Origin of the sequence: Clostridium lacusfryxellense (assembly GCF_018861735.1) — a bacterium.
Classification (GTDB): Bacteria; Bacillota; Clostridia; order Clostridiales; family Clostridiaceae; genus Clostridium_AD; species Clostridium_AD lacusfryxellense.
This window is the reverse complement of the sequence record NZ_JAHLEB010000003.1, coordinates 19300-36341: the sequence shown is the minus strand read 5'-3', so window position 1 is coordinate 36341 and position 17042 is coordinate 19300. Positions and strand designations below refer to the sequence as shown.

Sequence of the window (17042 nt, the reverse complement as noted above, 5' to 3'; positions counted from 1 at the left end):
TATTTCAAAATAGGATTATATGTCGTCACAAGTACCCCTCATATAATGATGCTGGGGTTGATATATTTAGCTTATACTAATATTCTCAATGTAACACAATACCAATTGAGTTACTTTCACTTTGAGGCTATTACCCTATTCCACCTTTTCGGGGGGATAGACAAAAACACCCATTGACAAAAATATAACCATATCTTATAATTTAATTGAGAATAAAAATCAATGTCATGTAGACGAAAGGAATATTATATTTATGGCAAATTTTTTACCAGGACTAATTATGGGTTTTAGAGAGGGCCTTGAAGCTTTCTTAATCGTTGTAATTATACTTCAATATTTAAAAAAGAGTGACAATACTACTTTTATGAAAAATGCATTTTCAGGAGCTTTAATAGGAATTTTAGCTTCAGTAGGAATCGGAGGGATTTTATTATTCATATCAAAATCTATTGGTAAAACAGATGAATTAACTAAGTTATGGGAAAGTTCATCAAGTATTGTGGCGCTAATATTAATAACTACTTTTATCTATTGGATGATAAAACATGGAAGAAACATGGTTACGGAAGTTCAAACTCAAGTAAAAACTAATCTTTCAGCTATAGGCATTTTTAGTATTACCTTTTTTATGGTTGTTCGTGAAGGTACTGAAATTGCAGTATTTGTTTTTGCTGGCAAATATCTTTTATTATCAATATTTTTAGGTGTTGTTGCAGCATTGATTTTTTGCATATTAATTTATTTCTCTTTAGTAAAGATAAATTTAAAGATATTATTTAATGTAACTTTAGTATATTTAATTATACAAGCTGGATTTTTACTAGGTTACGGCATCCATGAAGGCTTATCTGCGCTACATTCTTTAAATATTATTTCAAGTTCAAGTCCACTATTAATTAAGGCATTCGACCTTTCAAAAACTATCTTCTACCATAAAGAAGGTATAATAGGACTTCCTCTTTACATTTTAATTGGTTGGTACTCAAAACCAGAAATAATACAATTTGTTGCTCAATATTTTTACACCTTCATTTTGCTTTTTATATGGCATAGAGAGGTTAGAAAATAGTACAAATTTTGGAGTATCTCAAAATGATTAAAAAACATTTTGAGATACTTTATTTTTTTATATATTCTAAAGTTTATCCTTGAATATGTGCTTCATACCCTTATGATGTGTTTTTTTATGATATTCTGAAAGTAATTAAAACGTTATGTTTGTTATTTTCCAGGAATTTCTCCTAGAGATAATGCTTAGAGATCTACCCAACCAGTACCCAATTTTAGTATTTCTCATAGAAAGCAATCAATCGTTGGTATGAGTAATTAAAAAAGCAAAGCCAAAGTATCTCTACTTCGGCTTTGCTTTTTATTATTTGGAGCTGAAAAAGGGGATCGAACCCTCGACCTACGCGTTACGAGTGCGTTACTCTACCAACTGAGCTATTTCAGCATAAATTTAAGAATTAAGTTTTAATATCCATTTAAATATTTATTAAAATTTTTATTTAACTTTAATCCTTTTTTATCTGTAAATGTGTTAGTTGCGATCATGATAATATCTATTAACACCCATATTCCAAAACCACCAAATGTTAAAATCATTAAAATACCTGTAAATATTTTGCCTACATAAAATCTATGTATTCCAAGTGCACCAATAAAAATACATAACAACAAAGTTGTTAACCAGTTTTTATCACAAACATTACGTGCATCATTAGTATTCTGAGCAATTAACAAATTAACACCACATACTTTACAAAAATTACATCCGTCATCATTTTGAGATCCACACTTAGGACAAAACATTAAATCACCCTCATACATTATTTAGAATGCTACTTTTATATTTTACCATATAGAACGATTTTTTACTACAAGTAATGAATAAGCATCTCTTATAAAAATTCACATTCTTAGAAGTTAAAAGGAAGGAGCAGCCTAAAAGCCACTCCAGTTTATAAAGACATATCTTTTACACGGCTAAGTTTTTTCATGTAATCGCTTTCTATAGTATCTAGTTCCTCCTGTTGCTTCTTTTCATTTGCTTTCTCTACATCAAAATCATTCTTATCCTGCAAATTTGAAGTAGGCATAGCACCTTTTAAAAGCTCTCCAACTATATTGCCTATATATTCCTTAACTTCAGGGTTATCTAAAATATTTGCAATATCCACAGTATCTAATTGCTTAACTTTATTACCGTAGTCCTTGTAAAACCTTAGTGCCTGCTTTATAAGTTTAGAATTATTAATACCTTTCTTCTCCATATTGCCAACATAATTAATTAAGTCCTTATCTGTTTCCTCTCCTAAATTTGAGGATACGGTTTTGCGGAGTGCACCCATACCTAATCCCCTGTTACTGTAGTTGCAGCAACTTCTTTGCTTCCATCTAGATAATCAATTACTAATAGTTCTTTATATCTTTCTGCAAATAATATAGCATTAGCACATTGTGCATTTTTATCTTCTATTAGTTTTGGCTCAGTTTTTTTAAACTCATTTTGTAGATATTCTAGTAATAATTCGGCAGGACCCCCTATTACTCTTATGTCTTTGCATGTATTTGGTTTAAATGAGCTATTAATTGAGCTTATTGCTTTCTCTACGTAAGGTCTTAAAACTTGGTCCTTGATATCTTGTAGAACATTTTCATCCCCGAAAGGTAGTTCATTATCCTCTAAGTACTCAATAGCATCTGATACATCATAATTACCGTCAGAGCCTTCAGCGGAATTAAACTTAGTAAGCAATGATTCAATTGTTGGTTCAAATCCATGTTGGGCAAAACTACTAGCTTTCGTCATGCCAAGCACCTTATTTCCAAATTCATCTTTTTCATATTTCCAATGTGACACATCAAGGGTACCACCACCAAAATCAAGTAGCAACATTGGATAAGTGAATGTTTCCATAGTTTCAGCACTCAATGTACCACCTTGTTTAAATACCTGCACTTCTAAAATCTCTATATCATATGTTAAATTATTTATTGTTATTGACTGTTTTTCCATCTTTTTAAGTTCATTTTTAAGTGGAATACTGTGATCTATATAGTATTCTGCAGGAAGACCTACCGCAAGTCTTACCTTTATATTAGTTTCACCTTTAAAACTTAGAGCAATAGCATTAAGTAAATTTAACTTGTAATGATCTGACATGTATTTATTAGGTTCCATGTTAAGCTTACCTTCTTTACTCCCCACAGTATATAACTTACCATTCCAAGTGATGTTACTTATTCCAGTAGCCCTAGACCCATGTTTGCTTACAGCCGAAACTCTACTTGCAAAAATTACATTAGTACTTGTTTTTGTAAATGTATTTCCTATGTCTACAGTTAGTACCGATCCTAACACTTTACCTAATACAGGGTACTTCTTTGATATATCCGTTAAGTTCATTTTCCGTTCCTCCTAAATTTTTCTAATTATACCTCTTCCGTATATATTCTATATTTTGTATTAATATCCTTCTTTTGTAATAAAATAAATATAGATATTTATTTACATTTATAAACCTATACATCTATATCTATAAATATACTTACATTTGTAGATATATATATCTACAAATGTAAACATATATATACCTATTTTATATAAAACGCTCTATTGTGCTATCCCTATGATAACAAGCTCTTCCTCACTATATAATCGCATTAAAAATAGGATAACAAAATTTTAAATTTCGTTATCCTATCATAATTAAATGTTATTTGTACACTTATTTTATTATAATTTAATTCAAGTAGATAAATCCTACTTTTATATATCATTAATCTCTATTAATTACATCAAGCCTTGCAAATTTACTGAATTGACCTATCCATGCAAGTTTTACTGTACCTATTGGACCATTTCTTTGTTTTGCTATTATAAGCTCTGCAACATTTTTATCTTCCGTTTCCTCATTATAATACTCATCTCTATACAAGAACATAACAAGGTCAGCATCCTGCTCTATAGACCCTGATTCTCTAAGATCTGATAGCATTGGTCTATGGTCAGTTCTCTGCTCCGGCGCACGTGATAGTTGTGATAACGCTATAACAGGGCACTCCATCTCTTTAGCTAATGCCTTAATTGATCTTGATATCTCTGATACTTCCTGTTGTCTACTTTCTGTATTACTACCAGTCATAAGTTGAAGGTAATCTATAACTATTAAATCTATGCCATGTTCCATCTTTAACTTTCTACATTTAGAACGCATATCCATAACAGAAGTTCCTGCTGTATCATCAATGAATATTTTTGAAGCTGCTAGCGGACCAGATGCCTTTGCTATGTTTTCCCAATCTCTATCTTCTAGATCACCATGCCTAAGTTTTGACATATCAACATTTGCTTCAGAGCAAAGTAGTTTATATGAAAGTTGTTCCTTTGACATTTCAAGAGAAAATACAGCTACACTTTTTCCTTGACGAAGTGCTGCAAACTCTGCTAAATTTAGTGCAAACGTAGTTTTACCCATAGATGGCCTTGCTGCAATAAGAATCATATCTCCCTTTTGAAATCCAGCAGTTTTATCATCAAGTTCTGGAAATCCACTGGATATTCCCGTTGTTTCCCCTTTATTATTAAATATTCTCTCTATTTCTAAAAACCCTCGCTCTAGAACCGTGTTCATTGGTTCAAAGTCACCTGCATTTTTTTTCTGTGATATGTTAAATACCTTTTGCTCTGCAAGATCCATTACAGCTTCTACATCATCTTGTTTACTATAACAGTCTTCAATAATTTCAGTAGAAGACCTAATAAGTTTTCTCAAAATAGATTTATCATCTACTATTTTTATGTACGAACTTAAATTAGCTGTGGATGGTACTGAATTACTTATCTCCGAAATGTAAGTAATCCCTCCAGAAGATTCTAATTGCTCAGAAGAGCGAAGATGTTCAAGCAACGTAATCATATCAATAGGTGTATCCTTTTGATATAAATCAAAAATGGCGTTAAATATAACCTTATGAGAATCTCTGTAAAAATCGTCGCCTTTTAAAACCTCCACTACTCTAGAAATGGCTGTTTTATCTATAAGCATTGATCCAATTACTGATTGCTCAGCTTCTAAGTTATACGGTAAACTTCTAAGTGATGTATCCATTCCTTATCTCTCCTAAATTAATCTTTTATGCCCTGTTAAAAGTGCAACACCAAAGGTGATGATTTAACAGGGCATTAAATTAATTTTATTTTTATGCGAAGACTAATTTCATTAATTCTTCAATGTTTGATGCAGTTTTTGTTTCAATATCTTTAAGACCCATAGGGACTTCTTTTTCGTTATCCTTAGGAACTATAACCATATTAATCCCTTTTCTTCTTGCACCATAAATCTTTTCAAATATTCCACCTACAGGTTTGATAATGCCTCTTAGTGATATTTCACCAGTAACTGCTATATCCTGCCTTAAGGGTTTGTCTAAAAGCGAACTAATTATACATACAGTTATAGCTGCTCCTGCAGATGGTCCATCTATTTTACCACCACCTACTATATTTACATGTATGTCATAATCCTTAATATCTTTATTAGTTGTTTTTCTAATTACGGATGCAGCATTAAATACCGAATCCTTGGCCATACTTCCAGCAGTATCATTAAACCTTACTTGCCCTTTACCTTTTTCCTTAGATTCAAATATGGATGTTTCTATTTCTATAGTTGATCCTATATATCCTGATACCCCAAGTCCATATATGTGACCAACTTCCGCTTTAACATCCTTATCCAATTCCTCATACGGAAATAATCTACTTATAGATATAATTTCTAATAAGTCCTTCATTTCAATTATAATTTGAGACTTGTTTGCACGTTTTCTGTTATGCAATACATATCCATATGCATCTGCTAAAATATTTATAGCTTTTCTTCCTTCAATAGTATATCTACCAATTGTACTTGCTACTCCAACTCCTATTTCAACCTTTAACTTAATCGCAGCATTTACTACGATATCCTCTATATCTTTTGAAGTTAATGGTTCAAAATAAACTTCAGTACATCTTGATCTTAATGCCGGGTTTATTTGTGATGGTTCTTTAGTAGTAGCACCTATTAAAACAAAGTCTGCTGGCGCACCTTTATCAAATAAATATTTTATATACTTAGGTGTATTTTCATCTTCAGGATCGTAATATGATGATGAAAACTCTACTCTTTTATCTTCAAGAACTTTAAGCAATTTATTTTGAAGTATACTATCCAGTTCTCCTATTTCATCAATAAATAATACCCCTCCATGAGCCTCAGTTACAAGCCCTGGTTTTGGTTCAGGAATTCCGCCCTCGGCAAGATCTCTTTTACTTCCCTGATATATTGGGTCATGAACAGATCCTAAAAGAGGATTTGTTATTTCTCTTGGATCCCATCTAAGTGTCGTACCGTCTACTTCTACAAATTTAGCATCTTTATCATAAATTGTGTAGCTTAGCTTTTTAGCTTCCTCAAGAGCAAGCCTAGCTGCGGTAGTCTTACCAACTCCTGGTGGTCCATAAAGAATAATGTGTTGCGGATATGGTGATGCCATTTTAGATATAAGGGATTTTATAGCTCTTTCTTGACCCACTATTTCACTAAAACTCTCAGGTCTTAACATAGCTTGTATATTTTTAGTAAGTTTTCTTCTATCAAGTTCTTGAAGATCATCAAATTTTTTAAGTGTTTTAGCATTTTCAGGACCCTTTTGTTTCTTAATTATTCCAAGTCTTACTTCATCAATATACTTCTCTTGTTTTTCAAGTAGATTTTGCTCAACTTGAGATTCAATCCTATTTTGTACATATCTTTTAGCTATCTCATCAGTTAACCACTCATTAGTGCTGTCTAATACATCTTGAACGTTATGTTCATCAGGTATTACTATTATGCCTTTACCATTACTTATAATTTTATTTAAGGCGTATAACCTTTTATAGATACTTTCGCTTTTAATATGTTTTTGAAGTTTGAACTTTATGGTTTTAGCCTTTATGCTTCCCTCATCCATTACATTCCTCATTATTTCATATAAAACGTCAATTTGTGTATCTAGTGGTAATGAATCTTTTTCAACTGGTTCTCCACTTTGATTTACGAATAATGTATTCAAATTCAATCCGCTTAAATAAATAAGATTATCGCTTATTTACTAGAACGTTTCCTCCCTTTGTTTTATGATTACTGCTCACAAACAAGAACTTTTATCTTAGTAGATATTTCTGGGTATATTTTAACTTCTACTTCGTAAGTTCCTAATAATTTTATTGTGTCTGTTACTATTTTCTTTTTATCGATATCCAAATTACATTGTTTATTTAATTCTGCTGCAATATCCTTAGTTGTAATTGCACCAAAAAGTTTTCCATTTTCTCCAGCTTTACCTATTATCTTTACAACCTTATCTTTAAGATCATTTGCTATTTTTTGTGCATCTTCTATTTCAGCTGTTTTCTTTTTTCTTTCAATGTCGTTCTTTTTATTTAATATGTGCATGTTTGAGTCACTAGCTTCCTCAACCAAAAGTCTTGGAATTAAATAATTCCTCGCATATCCATCTGCAGCGTTTACCACATCACCCTTTTTGCCCATACTTTTAACATCCTTTAATAATATAACTTTCATTATTTTTCATCCTCCTTTAAATATTCATCAATAGCTTCATTTAATTTTTCCACTACTTCTTCAAGTTTCATCGAAGTGAATTTTGTACCTGCCATAGTCATGTGTCCACCACCACCTAGTGTTTCGAGTATCAACTGTACATTTATTTTCCCAAGAGACCTTCCACTAATATATACTTCATCCCCTATTTTAACAATAACAAATGATGCCTGGATACCAGTAATATTTAGAAGTTCATCCGCTGCCTGGGCAGCTATTACAGAATCTTCTATTTCTGTTGGGCAAATAGCTACGGCAATTCCATTTTTAATTTTTGCAGCTCTTATAATATCAGCCCTTTGCAGAAAAACACCCATATTATCAGAAAACATTTTTTTAACATCCATTGTATCTGCGCCATGACGCCTTAAAAAGGCAGCCGCCTCAAATGTCCTAACTCCAGTTTTAAAAGAAAAGTTCTTTGTATCTACACATATTCCTGCCAAAAGACTTACTGCTTCTATATGTTTTAGCTTAGGTTTATCTACCATGTATTGAATCATCTCAGTTACGAGTTCTGCAGTAGATGATGCATAAGTTTCCATATAACTAAGTACTGCTCCTTGTATAAAATCTTGCGATTTTCTATGATGATCAATTATAACTACTTTTTCTACTTCATTAACTATATCTAAATTTAGTACATGACTTTCATTGTGGACATCTACTAATATAAGTAGGCTATTTAATTTTTTAACACTTTTAAATTTTTCACTTGTTATAAAAGTGTTTTTGTATTCTTCATCTTCAAGTATTATATCCATCATGCTTTTTATGCCACTACTTACTCCCTCAAGAATAATGTAACATTCCTTGTCTAATCTTTTAATAATACTATATAAGCCAATTGCAGCTCCTAAACAATCAGGATCAGGGTTCTTATGACCCATTATAAATATTGCATTACTCTCACTTACTAAATCCATTAGTGCATGGGCTATAACTCTTGCACGTACTTTAGTCCTTTTCTCAACTTCTTTTGTCTTTCCTCCAAAGAAAGATAACTTATCACCTTTTTTAACTACTACTTGATCGCCACCACGACCTAATGCAAGTTCTTTAGCCGAAGTCGCAAATTCATAGTTTTTAAGTGGAGTATCTTCTCCCCTACCTACGCCTATACTTAAGGTTACTGCAAGTTTATTACCATTGCTTATTTCCCTTACACTATCTAGTATATCAAATTTCATTTCTATTTCTTTTTCAATATACTTGTCTTGAACTATAATAACATATTTATTTGATGTATATTTTTTTACTACAGCATTCACACTCTGCCCATAACTGTTTATCATTCTCTCTATATCCGCTACAAGTAGTGGTGCCTTGTCTTCTTCTGTGTTTTTAACAACATCATCAAGATTATCAACTTCTACTAGCATAACACTTTCCCTGTTTCCGTTAATACCTTTTATTATATTATTTTTTTCTGTTGTATCATAAAAATATAAAAGCATAATCTTATCTTTAACATTCTTATTTTCATTTGTGTCTACACTATTTGTATATATCTCATAGACACTATCCTTTATTTTTATATTTGGAAATATATTTTTTTTACCCTCTAAAACCTGTTTTAGATTAAGTTCCTTAATTATATCTCTAATATTTTTATTTAAAAGATCTTCCCCTTCGAGCATTGTTGTTACACTTTGATTGTACCATAAAATGTTTCCAAGATACCCTATTATTATTAAGGGAAAAGGAAGTTTTACTAAAGTACTTGTAGTTGCTATATCAAGTTTAGACGAAAAGTTCTCAATGAACTTTTTCCACTCGCCTTTTTTTATTTTTGAGTTATAAATATTATATACCACTAGTACTGCATATAGGCCTAGTGCTACCATTCCTACTTGAAAATGTCCGTAATAAAATATTATATATATGAGTAGGGCCATGGTTACCATATATATTTTATTATTAACATTAAAGTAATTGTATTTATTATCCATAACGAGCCCCCAATTATTTCCTTATAATTCTATATGGGTCAAGCTTCCTAAAATCAAAAGCCATTTCCATGAGTCCTATTGTAAAATAAACATTACTAAATCTCGAAAGTACCGTTAACACTAAGATTAATGCTACCACTGGTTTAGATAAATTTCTTTTAATCCTTAAAAAATATATACTTGCAGCTAATCCATTTATAATAAATACATACATCATAAGTAATTGAGATGCATTTTGTATATAATTTCCACCTGGTATATCTTTTGACGAGAGTATTATTCCTATACATACCGTACCTATTAATACCGCTCCTACTATATTAGAAACGTAAACTCTACTAAAAGGCAGTACAACATCCATTTTGTATCCAAGTTTGTTTAACAGTGCCCTAGACACTATGTAATTCAAGTAGGCTGACATTAATGAAAATATAAAAATGCCTGCCGGTATTACTGTTAGATATAAAGCAACATCCATTTTATTTATCATTTCATAACTTCTATCTAAAATCTTTAATTGCTCTGGAGTTATTCCTCTTTGCAAATAAATAATTTTCGCTCCATCAACTGAGCTTTTCAATGATTGCTTCATAATTTCCACATTTTTAGAAATAAAATCTATAATATTAATTCTTGCTATAAATGACAAAGAAAAAGCTATACTTAATATATTAGATATTGAACATGCAATTGCTAAAAATAATAAAGTTGTAGATGACTTTTTACTTTTCTTAACACAATAACCAAGTACTATACCAATAACTACACAAGGGATAGCTGCATATATTGACCTTATTGGATTAAATACCATTGATGTTAAAATTATACTCAAAAATATAGCAGTAATTGTAACCTTCTTATCATGTCTTATATAAAGTATTGCCACAGGAATTGGTAATACTAATGTTCCTATAAATGAAACCATCGGCAAGTATCCTGTTATAATCATTATAACTGAAATTATAACCGATATAAGAGCGGCCTCCACAATTGCTTTTGTACTATACACATTATTTTTCATTTTTTCCTCCACTAGCTATCTTTCTTTTATATGCGAATATAGTTTGCTTAGATCTTTCCCATCCTTTTCTATATTATCCCCTTCAACTATTCCAACTTTCAACTTCTTTTTCATACTCTCATCCACGGCTACATTTGAATATCCTAGCCTTTCACCTAATATATATAAAAGTATTATCGCCCCTGAAATACAGTCAAGTATCGCATCTTGAGCAACATTGCTTCCCCTACTTAATAATTTAAAGAAATCACCTATTATACATAATAGCTCAGCCTTCAAACTCTCAATTAACTTAACATTAGACATTATATTAAAATCGTCCCTTTTCATAGTATATCATCTCCCCGTGTAGGCTTATGCTCATAACTCTATTTTAGTTAGTTTTCTATATTTATGCAACTAAAGTTTATTTTCAAAATGCACTTCATAATTTAATACTTAATATTCTTTATGTATATATTTTCTGTTTACATTTTATGGATTGCAATTATAAGTATACTACACATTGCACTTTAGAATATATACTTTTATATTTATATTTATATTATTTTCTTAATTAATTGATTTCGGTTATAAAAAAAATAAAAGCAGCTACCTTAAGGCGCTGCTTTCAGTCATCTACTATGTATTAGTAAGCTCTTACTATGTTTTAGTAAGTTTTTACTATTCAGTAGTAAATGGTAATAATGCTATGTTTCTTGCTCTTTTAATAGATACAGTAAGCATTCTCTGATGTTTTGCACAATTTCCAGAAATTCTTCTAGGAAGAATCTTTCCTCTTTCTGTAACATATTTTCTTAATTTATTTATGTCTTTATAGTCGATTGATGTTGCTTTGTCCATACAGAAAGCACAAACTTTTCTTTTCATTCTCTTTCTGTTGCCACCAGCACCACCACCGGCACTTCTTTTATGATCATTCATTGCCATTATTTTTTCCCTCCTTACCTAATTATTAGAATGGAATATCTCCATCATCAATTGGTGTTATGTCACTATCGCTGCCGAAATCATGAGATCCGGCATTTGATTCGCTATTATTTCCACCTTGATTAGTATTCGTACCTGATGATTTACTGCCTCCCCATTCAAGGAAGTCAACTTCATCAGCAATTACTTCAGTAACATATCTCCTAGTACCATCTTTAGCCTCATAATTTCTAGTTTGAATGTTTCCAGATACGCTTAAAAGCTTGCCTTTACTCATGTAATTTGCAGTAGCTTCAGCTTGCTTTCCAAATACCACTACTGGTATAAAGTCTGCTTCTGGTTGACCTTCTCTTTTAAATCTTCTATTAACGGCTACAGTGAAAGTGGCTACAGCTGTTCCTGTTCCTTGAGCAAACTTTAACTCAGGATCTTTTGTTAATCTACCAACTAAAACAACTTTATTCATAAAAGCACCACCTATTTTTCTGGATTTATTATGATATGTCTTATAACACTGTCTGTAATTCTGAATACTCTATCTAATTCTTTTGGTAATTCAGGGTTTGAATTGAAATTGATTAATGTATAGTGACCTTCACTTACTTTTTGTATTTCATAAGCTAATTTTCTTTTGCCCCACGCATCAATATTTTCAATTACTCCACCATTGCTTTCAATTACACCTTTAAACTTTTCAACGTTGGCTTTAACAGCTTCTTCGTCTAATGAAGGATGTAATACGAATATAGTTTCATACTTTCTCATTAATTTCACCTCCTCCCCTCGGACTAACGGCCATGCATTGCACGGCAGGGATTACAATAATAGATTATATCAGTTAATTCTACAAAAATCAAGTATTTATTTTTGTAAGCATGTTTTCATTATTCTTTTTTAACTAAATTTTCTTTTATAACTTTCTTTACTCCTGAATCAAATTTAATTCTTGGGAGCATCACTATCCGAGCACACCCTAAACATTTTATTTTTATATCTGCACCTAATCTGATAATTTCCCAATTTTTGCTTCCGCAAGGATGTGTTTTTTTCATTTCAACTATATCTCCTAAATTAAATACTTTCATTTTCTCTGCCCCCTTCACCTCATCGTTAATTTAACTAAATTAACATGTTTATTTATACTATAGTTCCATAACTTTTATACGATTACCATCACGCACAAAAATGTCTTTTATCTTTATATTTTCTGACTTAATTAGTTCAATTATACTTTGAACACTTTCTTCTTCTATTTTTAAACTAATACCGCAACTTTTTGTTATATATGTAGGTGTAGGAACAACTACTACATTAATTCTATTTTTAAGAGCTTCTCTTTCAGCTTTCATCGCTTCGTGTGTGTTTTGAAACGTTACTATATAATAATTATTCAAAGTAATATATGCATCTCCTTCTATGTTAAACCTCTTTACTTCCTATACATTTACAGCACTTTATACTATAATATTGTATAATATGTTAATTAAAAAATATAAATTTTATTTTTTATCTATTTTTATTATAAACTATTTATGATCTTAATTATACGGTAACAAAATTTAAAAACATATTTATAATATATTAATTTATTATATAAAATCGGAGGAAATAATGAAAGTATATTTAGATAATGCATCCACTACATTTCCTAAACCACCTGAGGTATATTCCTCAATAATGAATTACATGATGAATATAGGCACAAATCCAGGCAGAGGTGTTTCCACTGCATCCCTCTCCGGCAATAGAGTTATTTTAAATTGTAGATATGCATTAATGGATTTTTTTCATTTCGATAAGGTTGAAAACATAATTTTCACGCCAAATGTAACTACTTCATTAAATCTTCTTATAAAATCATCCGTTCAAAATGGATGGCACGTAATAACTTCCTCGATGGATCATAACGCTACCTTAAGGCCACTAAACTCACTTCATGAAAAAGGTATTATAGAATTAGATATTGTGCCTTGTTCAAAAGAGGGCTTGATAAGTATAGAAGATTTTAAAAATACAATTAAACCTAATACAAAACTAGTGGTTCTATCGCACTCATCTAACATTGTTGGTACTATTCAGCCTCTGGAGGCTATCGGCAAGCTGTGCAAGTCTAAGGGCATATATTTCATTATAGATGTCGCTCAAACTGCTGGAGTATTACCAATAGATTTTTATAAGCTAAATTGTAGTGCCTTAGCTTTTACAGGACATAAAGGTTTACTTGGTCCTCAAGGAACCGGTGGTTTTTTAATTGAAGATAATTTTAACAAAGAATGTTCTCCATTTATCGAAGGTGGAACTGGTAGTCTCTCCTCTAGTGTTGTCCAACCAGATTTTCTACCAGATAAATTCGAGAGTGGGACTTTAAATTCCCCAGGAATTGCTGGCCTTTTAGAAGGTATTAATTTTATTAATTCAAATGGATTAGACTCTATTCGAGAAAATGAAGAATATCTATGTAATAAGTTTATAGAGGGACTTCTGAATATACCTTCAATTATTGTTTATGGTCCCAACGATATTTCTAAAAGAACCTCTACTATATCTGTCAATTCAACAAAATTCGACAATTCAGAATTAGGATATATTTTAGATAATGAATATGGCATTACAACAAGAACTGGACTTCACTGTGCACCACTTGCTCATAAAACTATTGGTACTTACCCATCCGGCACTTTGAGATTCGGCATTGGCCCTTTTAATGACGTTAAGGATATTAATTATACCCTAAATTCTCTCAATACTATTATAAGAAAGGTGTGATTTTATTTACATGGATGATATTTTAGAAAAAATTAATAAGTTAACCATCTTTTTCGTTGTGTATTCCTTTATTTTTGTAATATTTTTTGGAACTATAAGTTATACACTTCCTTTTGTGCTTGCCCTTATTTTGGCATCATTCCTCAAAATACCTACTAAATACTTGATGAAGAAATTTAAGTTCAAAAACACCTTAGCAACGCTACTTACAACTAGTATTTTCTTTACTGCAATTATTGTATTATTGTCCTTAATTATAGCTACCCTAACTTCAGAATCAATACAACTTGGAAAAAACGTTCAAACATATGTAACTTCAAACAAAGAGGTTATACTCAATTTTTTTAGTAATTTACAAAACTATTATAAAAACTTAGATCCAAGTATACTAAGTAACATTGAGTCAAATATCAATAACTACATTACTAAAACTATAAATATTAGTATGAATGCATCAACAAAGATATTTTCACAAACTTTAGGTTTTGTATCTACTATACCTTATACATTAATGGTCTTATTATTTACTCTGCTTACTACATATTTTTTTACAAAAGATTTATCACTAGCAAATAAAAATAACTTTGATTTAATTCCTAGGAAAAATAAGGATAGGATACATTCTATTTTCGATGAATCAAAAAAGATGCTTAAAAATTACTTTCTCTCATATTTACTAATAATAACAATAACATTTTTAGAAACTATAGTTGTTTTTTTAATTTTCAAAGTTAAGTATGCTGTAACCTTAAGTATAGTTTGTGGAATATTTGATTTACTTCCTATCTTCGGTATAGGAGCTATATATTTACCTTTAATAATAATATTTTTTATATCTAAAAATTATGTAGCAGCTTTAGGGCTTTTAATATCATATATAATCATCACTATTGTAAGACAAATTATCGAACCTAAAATTGTATCTTCATCACTAGGTATACATCCTGTAGCTGTTCTAGCTTCTATATTTATAGGATTAAGAGCAAATGGTATTCTTGGCATGTTGTTTTGCATGTTTTTGATGGTATTTTACAAAATACTTAGAAAAGTCGAAGTTTTATAGAATAAAAAACCTCCTACGTGGCTAAAATCCAAATAGGAGGTTTTTTTATGATAGAAAAAATAATTTTAGATTCAATGTCCAAAGATTGCACTTTTAAATTACGAGATATTGTAAGTAACTATATTTTACCCATAGTTAAATCATCACGTCCTATTGTTATTTTATGTATCGGCACAGACAGATCTACCGGTGATAGTTTAGGCCCCCTCGTTGGGAATAAACTAAGTTTTTTAATTAGAAATAAAATTCATATTTACGGTAGTCTTGAGTGCCCAGTACATGCTAAAAATTTATGTGAGATAATTGACGAAATTAGTTATTCATATAAAAACCCATATATTATTGCAATTGATGCTTGCCTTGGGAGTTTGCAAAACGTAGGAAAAATAATTATCGAAGAAAAACCATTAAGCCCTGGTGCTGCTATGAATAAAGATTTACCTAAAGTAGGTGATCTTAGTATAACCGGTGTTGTAAATATAGCTGGGGCCTTTGAATTTATGGTTCTTCAAAATACAAGATTATATACTGTAATGATGCTCGCCGACGCTATATCAAAAGGATTATATCATTCAATACTCAAAACCTTAGGTGGAAGAAAATTCGGTTCTATTTATGATGAATTTAACATAAAAGATGTTGAAGTCTAATTATATACCAGTAGATAACTTTTATAACCTACTCATTTAATTTTGCCACAAGAAAAAAATTCAATCTTTCTTAAAATATTGAACTATACACTCTAGTAGTTAATATGTATTCTATTTCTTCAATGGTTTTACTACCAATATCAATAATCAATGTTCCTTCTCTTTTTATGTTATTCTGCATATTTAAGTTCATTAATCCACCATTTTTGAGATTACATATTATAGCATCACAGCTTACATTATTATCTCTGTTATTTATAACCGTATATCCTCTTTTGGTTAATTCATCTTGTAAATAACTAAGTTCCTCTGAAACACATATTACCATAAAAAACCTCTTTTAATTTTAGTATACCCAAAAGAGCTTTTTTATTACAATAAATAAAGATTAGATTAATAATTATTAATCTAATCTTTATTTATTGTAATGTTTATTTATATATTTTTCTTATTTCTTATGATTCTATCATTACAGCTTGTTCTAAGACTTTATTCTCTTCCTTTGATAATTCATATCTAGATATTCCTTTATCTATAGATTTAGCATAAATAGTACTCTCATTTCTACCATAAATACTCGTTAATATAACACCATTACTATTCCCATCAAGTAATGCTACAGAAAAGCTTAAATCACTTCCAATATCATCAAAAGCTTTGTATCTTACCATTGATGTTTTTTGAAGGCAAGCCTTTAATTTCCCATCTAGTTTTTCATACATTTGTTTCATAACTTCGTTTTCATCTTTAACGACATTAACCGTTTCTTTTACCTCATCAATGTGATCTAAATAAGACACAACCATCTCTTCTAAGTTGTTTTTATTTACACCCCTCATTAATTTTCTATATTTATTCTCTAGTCTATTCAATGATGCATATGTAATTATAACTAGTAATATCAATATAAGTACAAGAATTATAAGCGCTATTATTATGTATAACTGTCCATCTTTTATAAAGTTAATTATGCTTTGCATTTCGAACTACTTCCTCTCCGTTATG

The 17042-nt window shown here is 30.5% G+C and carries 20 protein-coding genes and 1 tRNA gene; 4 read left to right on the top strand and 17 right to left on the bottom strand.

The features are described 5' to 3' along the window. The first annotated feature begins 253 nt into the window (after nt 1-253). Nucleotides 254-1069, top strand: coding sequence for an FTR1 family iron permease (locus KPL55_RS03000; RefSeq protein WP_216305239.1), 816 nt, complete (start codon nt 254-256; stop codon nt 1067-1069). Between the two features lie 308 nt (nt 1070-1377). Here KPL55_RS03000 and KPL55_RS02995 read toward each other — a convergent pair. The 15 genes from KPL55_RS02995 to KPL55_RS02925 form a co-directional block, all read right to left on the bottom strand. Further along, nucleotides 1378-1453: transfer RNA gene (locus tag KPL55_RS02995), tRNA-Thr, on the bottom strand. Nucleotides 1454-1473: 20 nt separating this feature from the next. After that, nucleotides 1474-1812, bottom strand: a complete 339-nt coding sequence (locus tag KPL55_RS02990) for a TM2 domain-containing protein (RefSeq protein ID WP_216305238.1) — start codon at nt 1810-1812, stop codon at nt 1474-1476. Between the two features lie 149 nt (nt 1813-1961). Continuing rightward, nucleotides 1962-2351 carry a hypothetical protein gene (locus tag KPL55_RS02985; RefSeq protein ID WP_216305237.1) on the bottom strand — a complete coding sequence of 130 codons (390 nt, stop codon included), beginning with the start codon at nt 2349-2351 and terminating at the stop codon, nt 1962-1964. A gap of 2 nt (nt 2352-2353) precedes the next feature. After that, a complete protein-coding gene (locus KPL55_RS02980; RefSeq protein ID WP_216305236.1) occupies nt 2354-3409 on the bottom strand; it encodes a ParM/StbA family protein in 1056 nt (351 codons plus the stop codon). A 373-nt stretch (nt 3410-3782) separates the two neighbouring features. Beyond that, the gene (locus KPL55_RS02975; protein ID WP_216305235.1) at nt 3783-5114 is read right to left on the bottom strand and encodes a replicative DNA helicase; all 1332 of its coding nucleotides are present in this window, start codon (nt 5112-5114) and stop codon (nt 3783-3785) included. A 91-nt stretch (nt 5115-5205) separates the two neighbouring features. Continuing rightward, a complete protein-coding gene (gene lonC, locus KPL55_RS02970) occupies nt 5206-7104 on the bottom strand; it encodes a Lon family ATP-dependent protease (protein ID WP_246599285.1) in 1899 nt (632 codons plus the stop codon). 68 nt (nt 7105-7172) lie between these two features. Next, complete coding sequence (rplI, locus tag KPL55_RS02965) at nt 7173-7616, bottom strand: 50S ribosomal protein L9 (RefSeq protein ID WP_216305234.1); 444 nt, start codon at nt 7614-7616, stop codon at nt 7173-7175. Next, a complete protein-coding gene (locus tag KPL55_RS02960) occupies nt 7616-9607 on the bottom strand; it encodes a DHH family phosphoesterase (protein WP_216305233.1) in 1992 nt (663 codons plus the stop codon). Before KPL55_RS02960 ends, rplI begins: the two co-directional genes overlap by 1 nt. A gap of 13 nt (nt 9608-9620) precedes the next feature. After that, nucleotides 9621-10628, bottom strand: a complete 1008-nt coding sequence (locus KPL55_RS02955; RefSeq protein ID WP_216305232.1) for a DUF2232 domain-containing protein — start codon at nt 10626-10628, stop codon at nt 9621-9623. A gap of 15 nt (nt 10629-10643) precedes the next feature. Then, on the bottom strand, nt 10644-10958 hold the full coding sequence (locus KPL55_RS02950) for a MazG-like family protein (protein WP_216305231.1): 315 nt from the start codon (nt 10956-10958) through the stop codon (nt 10644-10646). Between the two features lie 333 nt (nt 10959-11291). Further along, nucleotides 11292-11558 carry a 30S ribosomal protein S18 gene (gene rpsR / locus KPL55_RS02945; RefSeq protein WP_216305230.1) on the bottom strand — a complete coding sequence of 89 codons (267 nt, stop codon included), beginning with the start codon at nt 11556-11558 and terminating at the stop codon, nt 11292-11294. 25 nt (nt 11559-11583) lie between these two features. Then, nucleotides 11584-12024 carry a single-stranded DNA-binding protein gene (locus tag KPL55_RS02940; protein ID WP_216305229.1) on the bottom strand — a complete coding sequence of 147 codons (441 nt, stop codon included), beginning with the start codon at nt 12022-12024 and terminating at the stop codon, nt 11584-11586. An 11-nt stretch (nt 12025-12035) separates the two neighbouring features. Then, nucleotides 12036-12323 (bottom strand): 30S ribosomal protein S6, encoded by a 288-nt coding sequence (rpsF, locus tag KPL55_RS02935; RefSeq protein ID WP_216305228.1) that lies wholly within the window; start codon nt 12321-12323, stop codon nt 12036-12038. 119 nt (nt 12324-12442) lie between these two features. After that, nucleotides 12443-12643, bottom strand: a complete 201-nt coding sequence (locus KPL55_RS02930; protein WP_216305227.1) for a DUF951 domain-containing protein — start codon at nt 12641-12643, stop codon at nt 12443-12445. A 57-nt stretch (nt 12644-12700) separates the two neighbouring features. Beyond that, a complete protein-coding gene (locus tag KPL55_RS02925; protein ID WP_216305226.1) occupies nt 12701-12952 on the bottom strand; it encodes a putative Se/S carrier protein in 252 nt (83 codons plus the stop codon). A 217-nt stretch (nt 12953-13169) separates the two neighbouring features. Between KPL55_RS02925 and KPL55_RS02920 the strand changes: the two genes are divergently transcribed. Genes KPL55_RS02920 through yyaC form a run of 3 tightly spaced genes read left to right on the top strand, consistent with a single transcriptional unit; the run spans nt 13170 to nt 16037 of the window. Then, nucleotides 13170-14324: an aminotransferase class V-fold PLP-dependent enzyme gene (locus KPL55_RS02920; RefSeq protein ID WP_216305225.1), complete on the top strand. Its 1155-nt coding sequence runs from the start codon at nt 13170-13172 to the stop codon at nt 14322-14324. Nucleotides 14325-14334: 10 nt separating this feature from the next. Further along, on the top strand, nt 14335-15387 hold the full coding sequence (ytvI, locus tag KPL55_RS02915; protein WP_216305224.1) for a sporulation integral membrane protein YtvI: 1053 nt from the start codon (nt 14335-14337) through the stop codon (nt 15385-15387). Nucleotides 15388-15434: 47 nt separating this feature from the next. Continuing rightward, nucleotides 15435-16037 (top strand): spore protease YyaC, encoded by a 603-nt coding sequence (gene yyaC, locus KPL55_RS02910; RefSeq protein ID WP_216305223.1) that lies wholly within the window; start codon nt 15435-15437, stop codon nt 16035-16037. Nucleotides 16038-16107: 70 nt separating this feature from the next. Here yyaC and KPL55_RS02905 read toward each other — a convergent pair whose 3' ends face one another. Both KPL55_RS02905 and KPL55_RS02900 read right to left on the bottom strand, forming a co-directional pair. After that, nucleotides 16108-16365 carry a YkuS family protein gene (locus tag KPL55_RS02905; protein ID WP_216305222.1) on the bottom strand — a complete coding sequence of 86 codons (258 nt, stop codon included), beginning with the start codon at nt 16363-16365 and terminating at the stop codon, nt 16108-16110. Between the two features lie 127 nt (nt 16366-16492). Beyond that, nucleotides 16493-17017, bottom strand: a complete 525-nt coding sequence (locus KPL55_RS02900) for a DUF4446 family protein (RefSeq protein ID WP_216305221.1) — start codon at nt 17015-17017, stop codon at nt 16493-16495. Nucleotides 17018-17042: the final 25 nt, after the last annotated feature.